The following is a 15366-nucleotide window of genomic DNA, read 5'->3' as shown; positions in this document are numbered from 1 at the left end:
CTTATTTATTTTGAGTGCTAAGTTGGGTCTGGATGCGCTGACGAAGCAATTTCTTATCAATCTTGCCGACCGGCGTAACGGGCAAGGTGTCGATCATCTCGAAGCGGTCCGGCAGTTTGAATTCAGCAATACCCTGATTACGAAGATATTTTCTTAACGTGATAGCTTTCAGCGAGGGATCGCTGACCACCAGAAAAGCACAGCTCTTTTCGCCCATGACCGGATCCGGCATGGACACCAGCGCGGCATGAAGAATGCCGTCATGCTTGAGCAGCAGGTTTTCGATCTCTTCCGCGGCAATCTTTTCACCGCCTCGGTTAATCTGATCTTTCTCCCGCCCGACCACGCGCAAATAGCCATCTTCGGTCATCTGCACCACATCGCCCGAGTGGTAGAAGCCTTCACTGTCGAAGGCGCGGGCATTGTGTTCCGGGCTGCGGTAATAGCCGCGGAAGGTATATGGGCCGCGCGTCGCCAGCAGCCCCGCCTCGCCTCTCGGCACCGGATTGCCGTCGATATCCAGCACTTTCACTTCATCGTCCGGGCTCATCGGATAGCCTTGCGTCGTGAAAGTGTGCTCGTCGCTGTCATCCAGTCTGGTGTAATTCACCAGCCCTTCCGCCATGCCGAGCACTTGCTGTAGCTGACAGCCCAATACCGCCGGAATACGACGGGCGACGGTTTCACTCAGCTTTGCACCCCCCACCTGCAAGATCTTCAGGCTACGTAGCGCGTCACCAAATTGTTCGGCCGCCTGAATCCACAACGCGGCAGCGGGCGGCACCAGCGAGGTAATATCGATCTGATGGCGTTCGATCAGCGGGAAACAAGTCATCGCCCCCGGATCGGGCGCCAGCACGACGCGTCCACCGGCGTAAAACACGCCGAGCGAACCGGGTGAACTTAGCGGGAAGTTATGCGGCGCGGGCAAGGCGCACAGGTAGCGGGTTTGAGGCGTCAGCTCACAAATTTCCACACTGCGGCGCACGCTGTAGTAATAATCGTCATGAGTGCGGGGAATCAGCTTCGGCGTACCGGTACTGCCACCAGAAAGCTGGAAGAAAGCGACCTGCCCCGATGCAGAAGGCTGATACTGGCTGGTCGACGCACACGGCTGCAGCCAGTCTGACAAACTGTGCCCCAGCGGGCTGTCGCCGAGCATCACCACCGTTTGCAGACGGGGAACCTGCGTCTGTAGCCGATCCAGAAACTCACCGTTACCGAACAGCGGATGTTCAGCCGAGGCGATCAGTAAACGCGGTTCGATCTGCGTGGCGTACGACAGCAGCTCCAGCTTGTTATGGCTGAACAGCGCGTTAACCGGCGCGACGCCCATTTTCAGCAACGCAAAAAAGGTCAGGTAGAACTCGGCCACGTTCGGCAACTGCACCAGCGCGGTGTCGCCGCAGCGCAGGCCGCTTTCCGTCAGGCGCGCTGCCAGCGCGGAAGATTGCCGATCCAGCTCGCGATAGCTCCATTGCCGCTCGCCACACACCACCGCAACGGCGTCAGGCTGCGTCGCCAGATGGCGCTCCCAGGCATCCGTTAACGGCAGGCCAATCCAGTATCCCTTGTCGCGATAACGCTGCGCCAGTTCCTCTGGCCAGGGCGTAAATTCAATGCTCATAGTCCATCCACACCTGAGTTAAGCCCAAACGCATTCAGCATCGTGTTTAATTTGGCGGCGGTCTCAGCCCATTCATCCTCGGGGACGGACGCCTCAACAATACCCGCACCGGCAAACAGGCGGACTTTGTTGTGTTTGATGGTGCCGCAGCGAATCGCTATCGCCCATTCACCATCGCCGTTGGCATCACACCAGCCGACGATACCGCTGAATACGCCACGATCGTGCGGTTCCAGCTCGGCGATCAACTGGCGCGCTTCCTGCGTGGGGAAGCCGCACAGTGCGGGGGTCGGATGGAGCTGGCAGGCGACCTGAAGCGCCGTCATCTCTGGGTTCGCCAGTTCACCGCGGATAGCGGTAGACAGGTGCCACATGGAGGCGGTGTGCATCAGCGAAGGGACCGATGGAATCGTTAACGACGCGCACAGCGGCATCAGGCGTTGGCGGATGTCGTCCACCACCAGCTTGTGCTCGTGCTTGTCTTTACCCGACTTCAGCAGGCGCTGGCTATTCAGGTAATCCAGATGTTCATCGTTCATTCGTCGCGCCGATCCCGCCAGCGGATTAGAGACAATGACGTTCCCCTGCTTACGCAGCAGCAGTTCCGGGCTTGCACCCAGCAATACCGAACCATCCGGCAGCGGCAGTGAGAAGTGGTATCCACCGGCGTTCTGCACCATCAGGTTATTGAGGATCGTTTGCGCCTTAACGGGGCTCGCCAGCTCAATGTCCAGAATACGTGACAGCACCGCTTTGCTCAGTTCACCACGGCGGAAGCGCTCAACGGCCTCTGCCACGATGGACTTGAACTGACATTCGTCCGGGACGCTGTTTAACGTTAACGCGGTAGGGCCCGCCGCCGTGTGCTTACGGGCACGGCTGACGAGTTCAGATTTCGTCGTAACGGTATAACTCTCAGGGATATAGAGACAAGACGGTTGCGTGGTATCAAAGGGAATCGCCCCCACAACAATAGGCAGCGACTGCCCTGCCTGACGCGCTCGCTGGAATGCCTGCGCGATTGCAGGGCTAAGCCTGTCATCGTGCGAGCCCGGAACACAAACAGGGGAAGAAATACGTTCAAATAAGCCAGAAGTAGACAGGCTTCGGTGTTCCGATGCATATAAAAAAGCGGTCTGTTCCGAATAGGTTAGTCCGCTAGATGCTTCAGTTTCTGTAATCAGTGTATCCACAAGACAGCTCCTGCGCTCGCAAATTAAATACCAATGATTATTAAAATCATTATCATTTATATTAAGCGTAGTTAAATTACACTGAAGTAACGTGTTCGGTCAATCCTTCCACAAAATGGTTATTCACGCCCAGTAATTAGGGGTTAAATTGATGTTAATCAATTTTTTTGTGCATGTTTCAGAATGGATAATGGTTAGCAACAGGAATGTATTGATTATAAAACCCACATCACAGATGATAATGAAAATACTTATCATTCATTGTCAGGAAAATTAAGCTGCGCTAGACTGCGCAAATATTTTACTAACTGTGTCTAAATGTGAGCCTGTCATGGATGAAAGCATGTACCGCCCGCACACCCGATCTGTTGTGCACCTGGCGTTGCTAGTTAACATGCTTTCCCTCGGTAGCCTGATGATGGTGATGCCGCTAGGCCCCGATTTCATCAGCGCACTGTCGATGGATGCCAAGAACATCGGCTACATCAGCGGTGGTGCAACGTTTGCCTCTGCCATCGTCGGCTTCCTCGCCGCTCCCTATCTGGACAGATTTAACCGTAAACATGCTCTGATCGTGCTGCTAACCCTGCGCTTCGGCCTGACGGCCGCCTGCATGTTTGCCACCAGCCAAACTCATCTTTTACTGCTGTTTATTCTGGCGGGCTGCGTGGCCGGGCCGGCCTCTGGCGTGTTGATGGCGGCGGTTGTCGATATTGTGCCAGCCAACGAACGTGGAAAGCAGTTAGCCTATGTCGGCATGAGTTTTTCACTCGCGGCGATTGTCATCATGCCGCTGTCGCTGGAGCTGGCTCACCGTATTAACTGGCAAGCACCGTTTTATATTTTCGGCCTCGGCGGCCTGCTACTGGCGCTGTTAGTGCTGTGGTTTTTTCCTTCCATGCCGCCGACGCATCGGGTTCAGCAAGGTTCATCACCCACGGCAGCGCCCGCTTCGGTATTACATGACCTGCTGGCATCCCCTCTTTTCCTGTTGGGGCTGACGATCATGTCGCTGCAAATGTTCGGCCATTTCCTGCTGATCCCTCATTTTTCCAACTACTTTCAGTTCAATCTGGCTTTCCCACGGGATGATATTTCCCTGCTCTATCTCTGCGGCGGGCTGGCAAGCATGGTAACCATGCAGCTGTGCGGCAATCTGCTGGATCGCGGTTATGCCAGCCGGACAATCGTGGTGACGACGCTGCTGCTGGCCGTTGTGATTCTCTGCGGTTTCGTTTTGCCTTTTTCACTTTCCCTGTATCTGGTGTTCACCCTGTTCATGGCGCTCAGCGCAGCCCGTTCCAGCAGCACGCTGGCGATTACCGCAGGCATTCCACTGCCACATCAGCGCGCCGCATTTATGTCCTATCAGGGAACCGCGGCCAACGTGGCGTCGGGGCTTGCCAGCGTCGCCTCTGCCGCTTATCTGAGCACCTCTGCCGAGGGAAAAATTGACGGCTTCTCACAGCTTGCTATCGCCAGCGCCGTATTTGCGCTGGCCGCCATGCTGCTGACCATGCGCTTAATTCCGCAGTTGGCTGAACGCAGCCGAAAGATGGCCGCACGCCAAACGGCACAGACAATACCCTAAATAATTCGAGTTTCAGGAAGGCGGCAAGAGAAGGAATCCCGATGAGCTTACTCAGGTAAGTGATTCGGGTGAGTGAACGTAGCCAACGCACATGCAACTTGAAGTATGACGGGTATACAGGGCAATAAACCGATCGATTCACGTACGAGTGGGTCGGCAATATACGCAACACAACACGCTATTTACGGGGATATTTTTCCACTCTTTGATGGGGTCTTTGACATGCAGCTAAAACCGGAAAGTCGTTTTTCATATCATCATTTCCCACACAGCAAGGTGTATCGCGCCCTGCTGGTGACCGGGTTACTGGCACTGCCTGCACTCGCACAGGCAGAAAACGCGGCAGATGAAAAAATCGTCGTGACAGCAACGCAGACGAAACACACCACGCTAAGCGCCCCCGCCAGCGTTTCTGTCATCACCCGCGCCGAGCTGGAAAAGATGTCGGTGAATAACGTTTCCGACGCGGTGAAAAAGCTGCCGGGCATTAACATCAATCCGTCATCCACCTATGGTCGTAACGAAATTAAGATCCGTGGAATGAAAGCGGACTACACATTACTGCTGATCAATGGTCGTCGAGTTAACTCACGCGAAGCATTGATCAGCGACTACGCTAACGATTTTGATCTTGCTTCCCTCCCCGTTTCCGCCATCGATCGCGTTGAAGTCATCCGCGGTCCCATGTCTTCTCTGTACGGCGCTGACGCGCTAGGCGGTGTAGTAAACGTGATCCTGCGCCAGCCGGGAGATAAAGCAACGGGCGAGATCGGCTATAACTTTGAAGCACCGACTGAAGGTTCCGGCGGCGACCACAACCGCCTAAGCGGCTACGTCAGCGGCCCATTGATAGAGAATACGTTGCTGGGCAGCCTCATTATTGATGGCGGCAAACGTGATGCCTGGCGTACCGAGTTATCGAAAAATCCTAATACCGATGCGCTTGAAGAGCGCGATAACCTCAATCTGTTAGGGAATCTGAGCTGGCTAATTGACGATCGGCAAAGCCTAGATTTTGATGTGACCTACACCAAAGATAATCGGGATGTAGCCTGGAACAACTATGGTGTAGCAAAACGTAATATCCAAAAAATGGATCGCCTTGGCTTAGGATTAACGCATAACGGCAGTTGGGAGAATGTCGATACGCGACTGCGTTACTACTATGAAAACGTAGAGCTGATGGATAACTCAGAGCTCAAAGGCGGCAGAGCCGATACGACACAAGATAACCACACTATTGATGGCCAAATTTCCGGCTATCTGGGTGATCATTTGCTGACAGGCGGTGGTGAGTATCGCCTTACATCTCTAAAACACACGATGAATTTACCAGGTGGGGGCGTTGATGTCAGTCAGGGGGCTATTTTCCTACAAGACGAATTTAAACTCGGCGATCTGGCATTAACTTTTGCAGGCCGTGCCGACCAGCATGAAGTCTATGGAACCGAGTTTAGCCCACGTGCTTATGCAACCTACAGTCTGACGGATAACTGGGTAATAAAAGGTGGTGTTAGCAAAGCCTACAAGGCACCAACGCTTGCACAATCAACAAGAGGTTACTCAATAGTTGACTGCCGTGGTGGTTGCCAAAAAGTCGGAAATCCCGATATTAAACCAGAGACTGCGATAAGTTATGAACTTGGTACCGCCTATGAAGCAGAACGCTTCGGGGCAGGCGTTACTCTGTTTAACAACGACATAAAAGATATGATCCAGACAGAAACACGACTGCCTGGAATGACAAGAATAAGCTACATCAATGTGAATAAGGCAAGAATTCAGGGGATTGAAACCTCATTCTGGGTCGATGTAACAGATGACCTGAACTGGACCACTAACTGGACTATTGTGGATGCCGAAGACCGCACAACCAAAATGCGCCTGAAGCAAACCCCGAAAAATACGGTTAACACGCAGCTGAACTGGCAGGCGCTGGATAACTTATCAGCCTACGTGTCCTATCAGTACACGGGTAACCAGTATCTGTTTGATAAGGAAGCCAGCAAGACACGCGGCTTTAATACCGTGGATATCGGGGCCACCTATACACCGGTTAAAAACGTAGATCTAAAATTGGGCATCACTAACCTGACTAACGAAAAACGGGACTATGTTGCCACCGACAACGACTATTTCCTGTCTGGACGTACGGTATACGGCGGCGTGAGCTATAAATTCTGATGCCGACAAGTTCTGATCAATAACTCTAGCCCGCTAACGCGGGCTTTTTTAGCAGCAGAGAAACGTGGTGACGTCGTACTCTCTTAACAGATATGCGCCTTTAAAACGGCGTCCGGCGTAAAACGTCGGCGTCAGATCGGTCAGCAGTTCCAGCTCGAACTCGCGTTTGGTGATATCCAGCGCCACGAGTCTGGCATCCAGAAAATCGAAATAGTGCCTGACCTGCGGGTAAAGCGCCTTAAACAGGCTCTCCTTCGCTGAGAAGCTGATTGTCAGCAAACAGCTAAATGCTTCTTCCCGCTCCTGAAACCACTGGAATTCTTCATCACCAATGATGCCGGGCCACAGCGATTGCGCACGTTCGTCAGACATAAATCCTTCGATATCCACCCCCACGCACGATAGCGCGTCGCTCCGTAAATGTGCGGCGCAGAGTACGCTGTCTTTGTTATGGCTCAGCGAACCGGCAATATTACCCGGCCACTGCGGCGAGCGGTCTTCCCCACTATGCAGAACAAAATCAGGGTGTTCCAGCTTATTTAACACGTGTTTGGCGACACAGCGCCCAGCCAGAAATTCGGCGCGGCGTTTCGGTACGGCGCGTTCTAGCGCGTCGGAGAAAGGAATGTTCGCCTCGGCAAAAAGCGCGTCGTCGTAGGCAGACAAATGGAAATGGCAGCGAGCAGTAATACCTGGGTAGGTGGCACCGTCCGTTGCCCGTGGAAAAGTAATCCATTCAACATCATCAATAAAAGCAGAAAGCATGTTGCTCCACTCAGGCAAGCATATCGCACCCGCATTCGGTAAATGCTGCATAGGCCACGTTTAATCCCTGAAAAATGTAGGGACTTAAACGAACAATGGGCGACTTTCGCCGCCCATCATCTCGCTACTGCAAGAATGCCTGGTTACATTTACAGGGCCAGGAAGAACCCTGCGATGCAGGCGCTCATCAGGTTAGAAAGCGTACCTGCCGCAACCGCTTTCAAACCAAAGCGGGCAATATCCTGACGCCGAGTCGGTGCCATACTGCCCAAACCTCCAATAAGGATAGCAATAGACGAAAGGTTAGCAAAGCCGCACAGCGCGAACGAAATCACAGCTTTGGTATGATCCGACAGAACCTGCAAACCCGCGGCCTGCACCACATCATCCGCTTTCAAATATTCACTGAAATTCATGTAAGCAACGAACTCGTTGACGATCAGCTTCTGCCCAATAAACGAGCCCGCCACGGTTGCTTCACTCCACGGAATACCAATCAGGAACGCGACAGGCGCAAAGCACCAGCCCAGAATCAGTTCCAGTGACAGCTGCGGATAGTCAAACCAGCCGCCGATACCGCCCAGAATACCGTTCAACACGGCGATCAAGGCGATAAATGCCAGCAGCATCGCGCCCACATTCAGCGCCAGTTGCATACCAGAAGCCGCACCGCTTGCCGCAGCATCGATGACGTTAGCCGGGCGATCGTCTTCATCAACAAAGCCAACCATCTCATCATGGTCGTGCGTTTTTTCCGTTTCCGGCACCATCAGTTTGGCGAACAGTAACCCACCCGGCGCAGCCATAAAGGAGGCCGCAATCAGGTATTCCAACGGCACGCCCATTTGGGCATAGCCCGCCATCACCGCACCTGCAATCGACGCCAACCCACCGCACATTACCGCAAACAGCTCTGACTGCGTCATGTTGGCAATATACGGACGGACCACCAGCGGCGCTTCCGTTTGGCCGACAAAGATATTGGCCGTCGCAGAGAGCGATTCAGTACGGGAGGTTCCCAACAGTTTCTGCAATCCGCCACCGAGTACCTTTATGACCAACTGCATAATGCCCATGTAGTACAACACGGCGATAAGGGAAGAGAAAAAGACGATAATCGGCAATACGCGGAGTGCGAAAACAAACCCACCACCGCCAAATACTTCGAACATTTTGTCGGATACTAAACCGCCAAACATGAACGAAACGCCTTGATTTCCGTAGGCGATAACGTTTGCTACACCGCCCGTCAAACCTTCAAGAATCTTGCGGCCTACGGGTACATACAGCACCAGTGCACCGATACCGACCTGAAGAATGAAAGCACCGGCTACGGTGCGTAATCTGATAGCTTTACGGTTATTGGACAGCATAACCGCGCACAGTATCAGAACAATCATGCCGATGAGACTCATAACGAGTTGCATGTGCAGTTCCCTATAACGCGTGAAAAAAGTGAGAGCATAATAAAAATCGTGTTGCCAGAGCGGTAAGCACGCGCTGGCGAGCCGATTATAGAGATAGGCCCGTAAAGGTCGCTAATTTATGTCACAAATACATACAACATCGAACAGTCCAAAACACCAAAAAGTGATCTTCATCACAATTTTATGGTTGGTATATGAAATCGAAATGGCTGTTCTGTCTGTTGTTGCACAGAAATAAGAGAAAAGCGGAAGCAAACAGGCTTCCGCTTTAGGGGAGGAGTTTCAGCATAACGGTAGCAGTGTTATGTCGGGGTAAGCCTTCCAAACAGCCTGAACGAATTCTGCCACAGCGCCTCAGCAATCTCTTCAGGCGGTTCTGCACGTAACTCACACAGCGTTTGAAACGCGCACGAAATACGCTCGGGTCGGTTGGGTTGCCCCTGATAGCCACTCATCGGCATATCGGGCGCGTCAGTTTCCAGCAGCAGCCGATCTAACGGCAGCCGCGCGATCGCCTGACGCGTTTTGTTCGCTCTGTCATAGGTAATGGTTCCCCCCACGCCGATGTAATAGCCCAGCCGGATAAAGGCCTGCGCCTGCGCCAGGCTGCCTGCAAACCCATGAACTACGCCAGTACGCGGCACGTCGATACGGCGGAGCAATTGCACCAGCCTGTCGTGGCTGCGTCGCGAGTGCAGGATCGTCGGGAGATCGTATTTTTTCGCCAGCCGAAGCTGAGCCTCAAGAAAGGTAAGCTGTCGCTCAAACTGCGGTTCCGGCATATAGAGATCCAACCCAATCTCCCCCACCGCCACCAGCGTTACAGGCAACTGGCGCAGTTCCTTTTCCAGACGGAGCAGGTCGCTTTCCTGATGTTCAGCGATATAAAGCGGGTGAAGACCCAGTGCGGCATAAAGTGGAGAGTAGGTGCGAGCGAGCGTCAACACGCGCTCAAAATGCTGAGAAGCCACAGCCGGAATAATGATGCGCTCAACCCCAGCGTCTTGCGCCAGACGCAGGCTTTCCGGTGCATCATCATAGAATAAGGGGAAATCGAAATGGCAGTGGGTATCGATAAAGCGGTGTCGTTCAGAAAGCACGTTGCTTCTCTCCGTCAAGATTAGGCCCGTCAAGATGAGGCGACCTAATCTACGCCCAAGTAATATCCTGCCAAAGCCTCATGGCAGAATCGGACTGGTCGTTGCGGTGAGGCCTCAGTGTAGCGTGGTTTTCTCTGAGGATACCTCTTCGTGCGCTTTTCCGTAACCCTCTTGCAAGACGCCGGACAGGTAATCATTACTCCCTTCCAGCCAGGCACAGTCGCTGTCAAACCAATCAGCCCACAGTGCCAAGAAATTCCCTTTCCACTGTTTCCATTTGCCAACAACGATATCGCTATTCATCATAACCCTCCTGATAAACTGTCGAAATGCAGCAAATACGCGGGTCGTATTAGAAGATAGTGTGCCGGTAAAATATGACAGCCGCGTGGCGCGGCTGTGTGCTCTGTATGACATTTCTTTCCGTGGAGAAAGAATGAAAGAAGGTGCTGTGCTACGGCCGTTTTCGACCCGTGAACAAGCTAACCAGAAACAGAATAATACCGACCACAAAGACGATTTTCGCCGCGCCAGCTGCTGTACCGGCCAATCCGCCGAAGCCCAGTGCTGCCGCGATCAGTGCGATAACTAAAAATATAATGCCCCAACGAAACATACGCTCTCCTTACCAGACAAAAAATGAAAAATCATGGTGGTCATCCTGACGCGCTTCATGCGTCCTGACTGCGTATCCACAAGTGGTGTTTTATTGTGCGGATTAGGTAGGGTTATCCGCGATTACGGATAACCCTGTACGGTATGGCGACGGTTATTTCACTGCCAGGTCGTTCTTGACGCTTTTCACGCCGTCAACGGCCTTCGCAATACTTTCAGCCCGATCGGACTGCGCTTTGCTGTCCACCTCGCCGCTCAGCTGCACGACGCCAGCCTGAGTTTCGACTTTCACTTTACGGGACGGAACAATGTCATCTGCCAGCAGTTTGGCTTTAATCGTGCTGGTAATCACAGCATCATCGGCATAAGCGCCAACCGATTGTGATTGGGAATCTTTCACCTGCAGTTTATCGCTGACGGACTGGACGCCCTCAACCTGCGTCGCGATTTGCACCGCACGGGTGCTCAATTCCTGACTACCGACAAAGCCGCTTAGCGTGACGACGCCATTTGACGTTTCAACGGAAATATCGCTGCTGGTAATCGATTTGTCTTCCAACAACGCACTCTTCACTTTTGCTGTGATCGCGCTGTCACTGACGTAGTCAGATGCTTTATTGGCGGAGCTATCGATTTTTGCACCAGTTGTGTCCGCGATACGTTCTACTTTCTGCCCTAACGTTTCCTCAGCCATGGCACCGCCAGCCAGAATAGAACCCAGAGCAACTACGATCAGCGATTGTGTCAATTTGGTCTTTTTCATCGATGTCTTCCTTCTTATGCTCTTCTATAAACCCGAAATAACCGATTTGGGTCACGTTAACGCCTGCACCGTCATCAGCAAATCAAGGTGATAATGACGTTATCAATACTCCGATGATTCCCTCTACTTGCATAAAAAAATCAGAGTATTGAATTGCAAAGGCGAAACAAATCAAAATAATGAACCAACTTAAATTGCACTAACAGTTGAACAAGCTAAATCAGTTAACACGCTGTTAACTATAGCCTACAGAATGGAAAATCACAGGGGAGCAAGGGAATATGCGCAGCAATTCAGATTTGTCTGTTGCACTGAAGCGAGAAATCACAGCAGGGAAAAAACCAGGGTAATACATTGTTTTTAAATACATTTAAAAATAAAAACACCCGGCACTTTTGGCCTAAAACCAAGCATAACCGGGTGATGATTATTTTAACAATGTGGTTACGATGTAAACGCCACAGTCACGATAATTTTCATGAAACCGTAGCGCCACCGTTCAAAATTAATGCTCGCGCGTTTGGTGGAACGTCACTTCTGGATAGCGTTCCCGCGTCAGGTTCAGGTTCACCATCGTCGGAGCGACATAGGCCAGATTATCCCCGCCATCCAGCGCCAGATGCAGCTCGTTCTTACGCTTAAATTCTTCGAATTTCTTCACATCGCTGCACTCAACCCAGCGCGCGGTAGAAACGTTCACCGACTCGTAAATCGCTTCAACGTTATATTCCGTTTTCAGACGGGCAACGACCACATCAAACTGCAGCACACCGACAGCCCCAACGATCAGGTCGTTGTTGGTCAGTGGACGGAAGACCTGCACCGCACCTTCCTCGGACAGCTGTACCAGCCCTTTAAGCAGCTGTTTCTGCTTGAGCGGGTCACGCAGGCGGATACGACGGAACAGTTCCGGCGCAAAGTTGGGGATACCGGTGAATTTCATGTCTTCACCCTGTGTAAACGTATCGCCAATCTGGATAGTGCCGTGGTTATGCAACCCGATGATATCGCCCGGGTAGGCTTCTTCAATGTGGGAACGGTCGCCCGCCATAAAGGTCAGCGCATCTGAAATCACCACGTCTTTGCCCGTACGCACCTGACGCAGCTTCATGCTCTTTTCATATCTCCCGGACACCACGCGCATAAACGCCACGCGGTCACGGTGTTTCGGGTCCATATTGGCCTGAATCTTGAACACAAAGCCGGTAAATTTCTCTTCCGCCGCCGTTACTTCACGGGTATCCGTTTTACGCGGCATCGGCGCAGGAGCCCAGGCGACTAAGCCGTCCAGCATATGGTCAACGCCGAAGTTACCCAGTGCCGTACCAAAGAAGACCGGCGTCAGTTCACCAGCCAGAAACGCGTCCAGCTCAAATTCGTGCGATGCCCCTTGCACCAGCTCCAGCTCGTCACGCAATTGCGCAGCCAGTTCTTCGCCAACGGCAGTATCCAGTTCCGGGTTATCCAGCCCTTTAACGATGCGCACTTCCTGAATCGTATGGCCTTTACCGGTCTGATACAGATAGGTTTCGTCTTTATAAAGGTGGTACACGCCTTTGAACAGTTTGCCGCAGCCAATCGGCCAGGTAATTGGCGCACAGGCAATCTTAAGCTCGCTCTCGACTTCATCCAGCACTTCCATCGGATCGCGGATGTCACGGTCAAGTTTGTTCATGAACGTCAGAATCGGGGTATCGCGCAGACGAGTGACTTCCATCAGCTTACGCGTACGATCTTCGACGCCTTTTGCGGCATCGATCACCATCAGGCAGCAGTCCACCGCCGTCAGCGTACGATAGGTATCTTCGGAGAAGTCTTCGTGCCCTGGGGTATCCAGCAGATTCACCAGGCAATCACGGTAGGGAAACTGCATCACGGACGTGGTGATGGAGATACCACGCTGCTTTTCCATCTCCATCCAGTCGGATTTCGCATGCTGGTTCGAACCACGCCCTTTTACCGTACCGGCAGTCTGGATCGCCTGTCCGAACAGCAGGACCTTTTCGGTAATCGTGGTTTTACCGGCATCGGGGTGAGAAATGATAGCGAACGTTCTTCTTTTGGAGACTTCGCGGGCGTATTCACTTGGAGACATGATTTTCAGGTTTCTTTTGTTAGCCACCCGGCGTCAGCATCAAGTCAACAACACACCGATGTCAGATCGTCAGGCAAAGCGGAAATAAACTGTAGCCGAGCATTTTCCCTGATTTAACGTGCAGACACAATCGGTGATGGCATAAACAGCGCGGAGATATCATGCCCGCCGTCACCGTTCTGATACCACCATCAACAATTACGCCATAAATCATTTATAAAGTTATCATTTATCTTTGCCGATAATATTTGGGTCAATATTTAACCATTTGATCGCACTTAAGGAGAGAGTATGAGCTTGTCTGTAAATAATACGGGTTATAGCAATTCTCAGGCCCAAAGCACCGCGACATCATCGACTACAGCACAGTCAGCGACAACAGAGCCCACTACGGCCAGCAGCGACATCACACGCATCATCGATCCGATTACCGGAAAAACCGTCACCTTCCCCAACAATATAAAAATTTCTGCGGAAGCGCTGGCGCGTTTGAAAGAAAATGCCGGCAAGCCCCTACATCCTGACGTGACCAAGATAGATGAAAATGCGCAGCGGACAGAGGCCCAGATCCGCGAACTCGCGCGGCAAAGAAACGTCTCCGGTCCCAACCCGAATATCAATCTATCGGTTGACCCCATCGGCACAAACGAAATGGCGCTTGAGCTCTGGTCAAATAACCTCAAAGAAGACAGCGGCATCAGTAAAGAAGAGTTTGTCGGTCTGGTTCATCAAGCACTGGCGAAACCATCTGATGTGACAACATGGAGCTATACCACCGATAGCATCGAAATCACGCTAAAAGCCGCAAAGCTGGAAGAACTGAAAAACCGCTATGTGGATAGCAGCGCTCACCAGAAAGCAGACAAGGATATTCAGGACTTCATCACGTACCAGTCTAATGCGCTGAGTAACCTGGAAAAAAACATCCTACAAGATGAGTATCAGCGCAGCGTCGATGCAGGAGACACTGATAAGGCGAACGCGACTTTTCTGGAATTGCAAAAAAATGCGGAAGGCACATCGGCCACGCAGGTTCAACGGCAGCAAATCTTTTCTCTTGCAGCTTCAACGCCTGCTAATTCGCTGTTTGACAGCTTTCGTAACTATATCTCTGCAACGGCGTCTGACCGCTATACCCAAAACGATCATCTCTCCGTCATCAGCAAATTTCAGTCTCACTGGTTCCAGTTTCAGCAGCAGTTGAAATAACACACACTCCCCGTACAAACGCTCGGTTTGTACGGGAGCCATTGCGTGTCAGAGGCTTTTCTCTTCCTCGTCCTTTTTCACTACCGCACCGCTCTCCGGCCGCGTATCGCTCTCTGCCTCATCTCCTTCTTCTTTCACTGGCGTACTCGCCGTGAGAAGGTAAGGCGACTGCTGCCAGCGGGTACGGCGATTCTGCAAGAGCGTGCGGGTCAGAATGATGCCGATAGCCAGTGAAAGTAAAATCATCAGACGCAGAATATTGGTGGTGTTATCGACCTGTCTGGCTTCGGTCGCCAGTACATGGGTATCTAAGGTAATCCGCAGGAAGCCGATCGGCCCTTCTTTTCCCTCAATCGGCTGCACCAACTGATGATTAAAGTAGCTACCGACCCGATTGCCATCCAGCGCCAGCCTGTCTCTCAGCTGCACTTGCTCACCGATATGCGCCACCAGCGAGCCGTCCTGCTGATAGACGCCGGCATCCAGAATGCGGCTGTGATCGGTAAGCTGTGTGAGGATGGTATTAATTTTTTGACGATTATCGTCCACGCTGCCCATCAGCGGCGAAAGGCTGTAAGCCACCTGTCTGGAAAGCGTACGCGCCAGATCTTCAACCTGTTCAGATCGCGCCATCTGGTGGCTCAAACTGAAATAGGACGCACCTTGCATTAATACCACTAGCAGAGCGAGGCAAATCAGCACAATTGCCGTGCGGTGTAGACGAAATTTCACCCGGGCGCGAACCATGATAATCCTTACACGATTTGGATACTTTCATGTTGCCAGAAGCGCCGACG

Annotated in this window: 13 protein-coding genes; 3 read left to right on the top strand and 10 right to left on the bottom strand. The window is 52.3% G+C overall.

Translation table 11 applies throughout. The annotated features are described in order from the left end of the window. Position 1: 1 nt before the first annotated feature. Positions 2 to 1627 (bottom strand): (2,3-dihydroxybenzoyl)adenylate synthase, encoded by a 1626-nt coding sequence (locus ACIPUG_RS15535; protein ID WP_400339109.1) that lies wholly within the window; start codon positions 1625 to 1627, stop codon positions 2 to 4. Next, positions 1624 to 2820 (bottom strand): isochorismate synthase MenF, encoded by a 1197-nt coding sequence (locus ACIPUG_RS15530; RefSeq protein WP_400339107.1) that lies wholly within the window; start codon positions 2818 to 2820, stop codon positions 1624 to 1626. Before ACIPUG_RS15530 ends, ACIPUG_RS15535 begins: the two co-directional genes overlap by 4 nt. Positions 2821 to 3151: 331 nt before the next feature. Between ACIPUG_RS15530 and ACIPUG_RS15525 the strand changes: the two genes are divergently transcribed. Next, on the top strand, positions 3152 to 4411 hold the full coding sequence (locus ACIPUG_RS15525; RefSeq protein ID WP_400339105.1) for an MFS transporter: 1260 nt from the start codon (positions 3152 to 3154) through the stop codon (positions 4409 to 4411). Between the two features lie 222 nt (positions 4412 to 4633). Beyond that, positions 4634 to 6595, top strand: coding sequence for a TonB-dependent receptor domain-containing protein (locus ACIPUG_RS15520; RefSeq protein WP_040032604.1), 1962 nt, complete (start codon positions 4634 to 4636; stop codon positions 6593 to 6595). 48 nt (positions 6596 to 6643) lie between these two features. Here ACIPUG_RS15520 and ACIPUG_RS15515 read toward each other — a convergent pair whose 3' ends face one another. From ACIPUG_RS15515 to prfC, 7 genes are all read right to left on the bottom strand, one after another. Next, positions 6644 to 7360, bottom strand: coding sequence for a 4'-phosphopantetheinyl transferase (locus ACIPUG_RS15515; RefSeq protein ID WP_205536893.1), 717 nt, complete (start codon positions 7358 to 7360; stop codon positions 6644 to 6646). Positions 7361 to 7509: 149 nt separating this feature from the next. Next, complete coding sequence (locus ACIPUG_RS15510) at positions 7510 to 8787, bottom strand: NupC/NupG family nucleoside CNT transporter (protein WP_014914028.1); 1278 nt, start codon at positions 8785 to 8787, stop codon at positions 7510 to 7512. A 302-nt stretch (positions 8788 to 9089) separates the two neighbouring features. Continuing rightward, complete coding sequence (locus tag ACIPUG_RS15505; RefSeq protein WP_180789579.1) at positions 9090 to 9887, bottom strand: TatD family hydrolase; 798 nt, start codon at positions 9885 to 9887, stop codon at positions 9090 to 9092. Positions 9888 to 10001: 114 nt separating this feature from the next. After that, positions 10002 to 10190, bottom strand: a complete 189-nt coding sequence (locus ACIPUG_RS15500) for a stress response protein (protein WP_010284712.1) — start codon at positions 10188 to 10190, stop codon at positions 10002 to 10004. A 151-nt stretch (positions 10191 to 10341) separates the two neighbouring features. After that, positions 10342 to 10503, bottom strand: a complete 162-nt coding sequence (locus ACIPUG_RS15495; RefSeq protein WP_003019081.1) for a DUF1328 domain-containing protein — start codon at positions 10501 to 10503, stop codon at positions 10342 to 10344. Between the two features lie 153 nt (positions 10504 to 10656). Further along, entirely contained in the window at positions 10657 to 11265 is a 609-nt protein-coding gene (osmY, locus tag ACIPUG_RS15490; protein ID WP_014914026.1) for a molecular chaperone OsmY, read from the bottom strand. Positions 11266 to 11770: 505 nt separating this feature from the next. After that, positions 11771 to 13360 carry a peptide chain release factor 3 gene (prfC, locus tag ACIPUG_RS15485; protein WP_014914025.1) on the bottom strand — a complete coding sequence of 530 codons (1590 nt, stop codon included), beginning with the start codon at positions 13358 to 13360 and terminating at the stop codon, positions 11771 to 11773. Positions 13361 to 13651: 291 nt separating this feature from the next. Between prfC and ACIPUG_RS15480 the strand changes: the two genes are divergently transcribed. Beyond that, positions 13652 to 14569 carry a hypothetical protein gene (locus ACIPUG_RS15480; RefSeq protein ID WP_119871122.1) on the top strand — a complete coding sequence of 306 codons (918 nt, stop codon included), beginning with the start codon at positions 13652 to 13654 and terminating at the stop codon, positions 14567 to 14569. 48 nt (positions 14570 to 14617) lie between these two features. Here the strand turns inward: ACIPUG_RS15480 and ACIPUG_RS15475 are convergent, their stop codons facing one another. Further along, positions 14618 to 15316 carry a YtjB family periplasmic protein gene (locus ACIPUG_RS15475; protein ID WP_400339101.1) on the bottom strand — a complete coding sequence of 233 codons (699 nt, stop codon included), beginning with the start codon at positions 15314 to 15316 and terminating at the stop codon, positions 14618 to 14620. Between the last annotated feature and the right edge of the window lie 50 nt (positions 15317 to 15366).

Origin of the sequence: Pectobacterium sp. CHL-2024, from assembly GCF_044751765.1 — a bacterium.
In the GTDB taxonomy this organism is placed as follows: domain Bacteria; phylum Pseudomonadota; class Gammaproteobacteria; order Enterobacterales; family Enterobacteriaceae; genus Pectobacterium; species Pectobacterium brasiliense.
The sequence above is the reverse complement of the archived record's forward strand: the minus strand, read 5'-3'. Positions and strand labels throughout refer to the sequence as shown.

Coding starts and splice junctions, on each gene's coding strand:
- ACIPUG_RS15535 (WP_400339109.1), bottom strand. CDS start 1,627: ATGAGCATTGAATTTACGCCCTGGCCAGAGGAACTGGCGCAGCGTTAT.
- ACIPUG_RS15525 (WP_400339105.1), top strand. CDS start 3,152: ATGGATGAAAGCATGTACCGCCCGCACACCCGATCTGTTGTGCACCTG.
- ACIPUG_RS15520 (WP_040032604.1), top strand. CDS start 4,634: ATGCAGCTAAAACCGGAAAGTCGTTTTTCATATCATCATTTCCCACAC.
- ACIPUG_RS15515 (WP_205536893.1), bottom strand. CDS start 7,360: ATGCTTTCTGCTTTTATTGATGATGTTGAATGGATTACTTTTCCACGG.
- ACIPUG_RS15510 (WP_014914028.1), bottom strand. CDS start 8,787: ATGCAACTCGTTATGAGTCTCATCGGCATGATTGTTCTGATACTGTGC.
- ACIPUG_RS15500 (WP_010284712.1), bottom strand. CDS start 10,190: ATGAATAGCGATATCGTTGTTGGCAAATGGAAACAGTGGAAAGGGAAT.
- ACIPUG_RS15495 (WP_003019081.1), bottom strand. CDS start 10,503: ATGTTTCGTTGGGGCATTATATTTTTAGTTATCGCACTGATCGCGGCA.
- osmY (WP_014914026.1), bottom strand. CDS start 11,265: ATGAAAAAGACCAAATTGACACAATCGCTGATCGTAGTTGCTCTGGGT.
- prfC (WP_014914025.1), bottom strand. CDS start 13,360: ATGTCTCCAAGTGAATACGCCCGCGAAGTCTCCAAAAGAAGAACGTTC.
- ACIPUG_RS15480 (WP_119871122.1), top strand. CDS start 13,652: ATGAGCTTGTCTGTAAATAATACGGGTTATAGCAATTCTCAGGCCCAA.
- ACIPUG_RS15475 (WP_400339101.1), bottom strand. CDS start 15,316: ATGGTTCGCGCCCGGGTGAAATTTCGTCTACACCGCACGGCAATTGTG.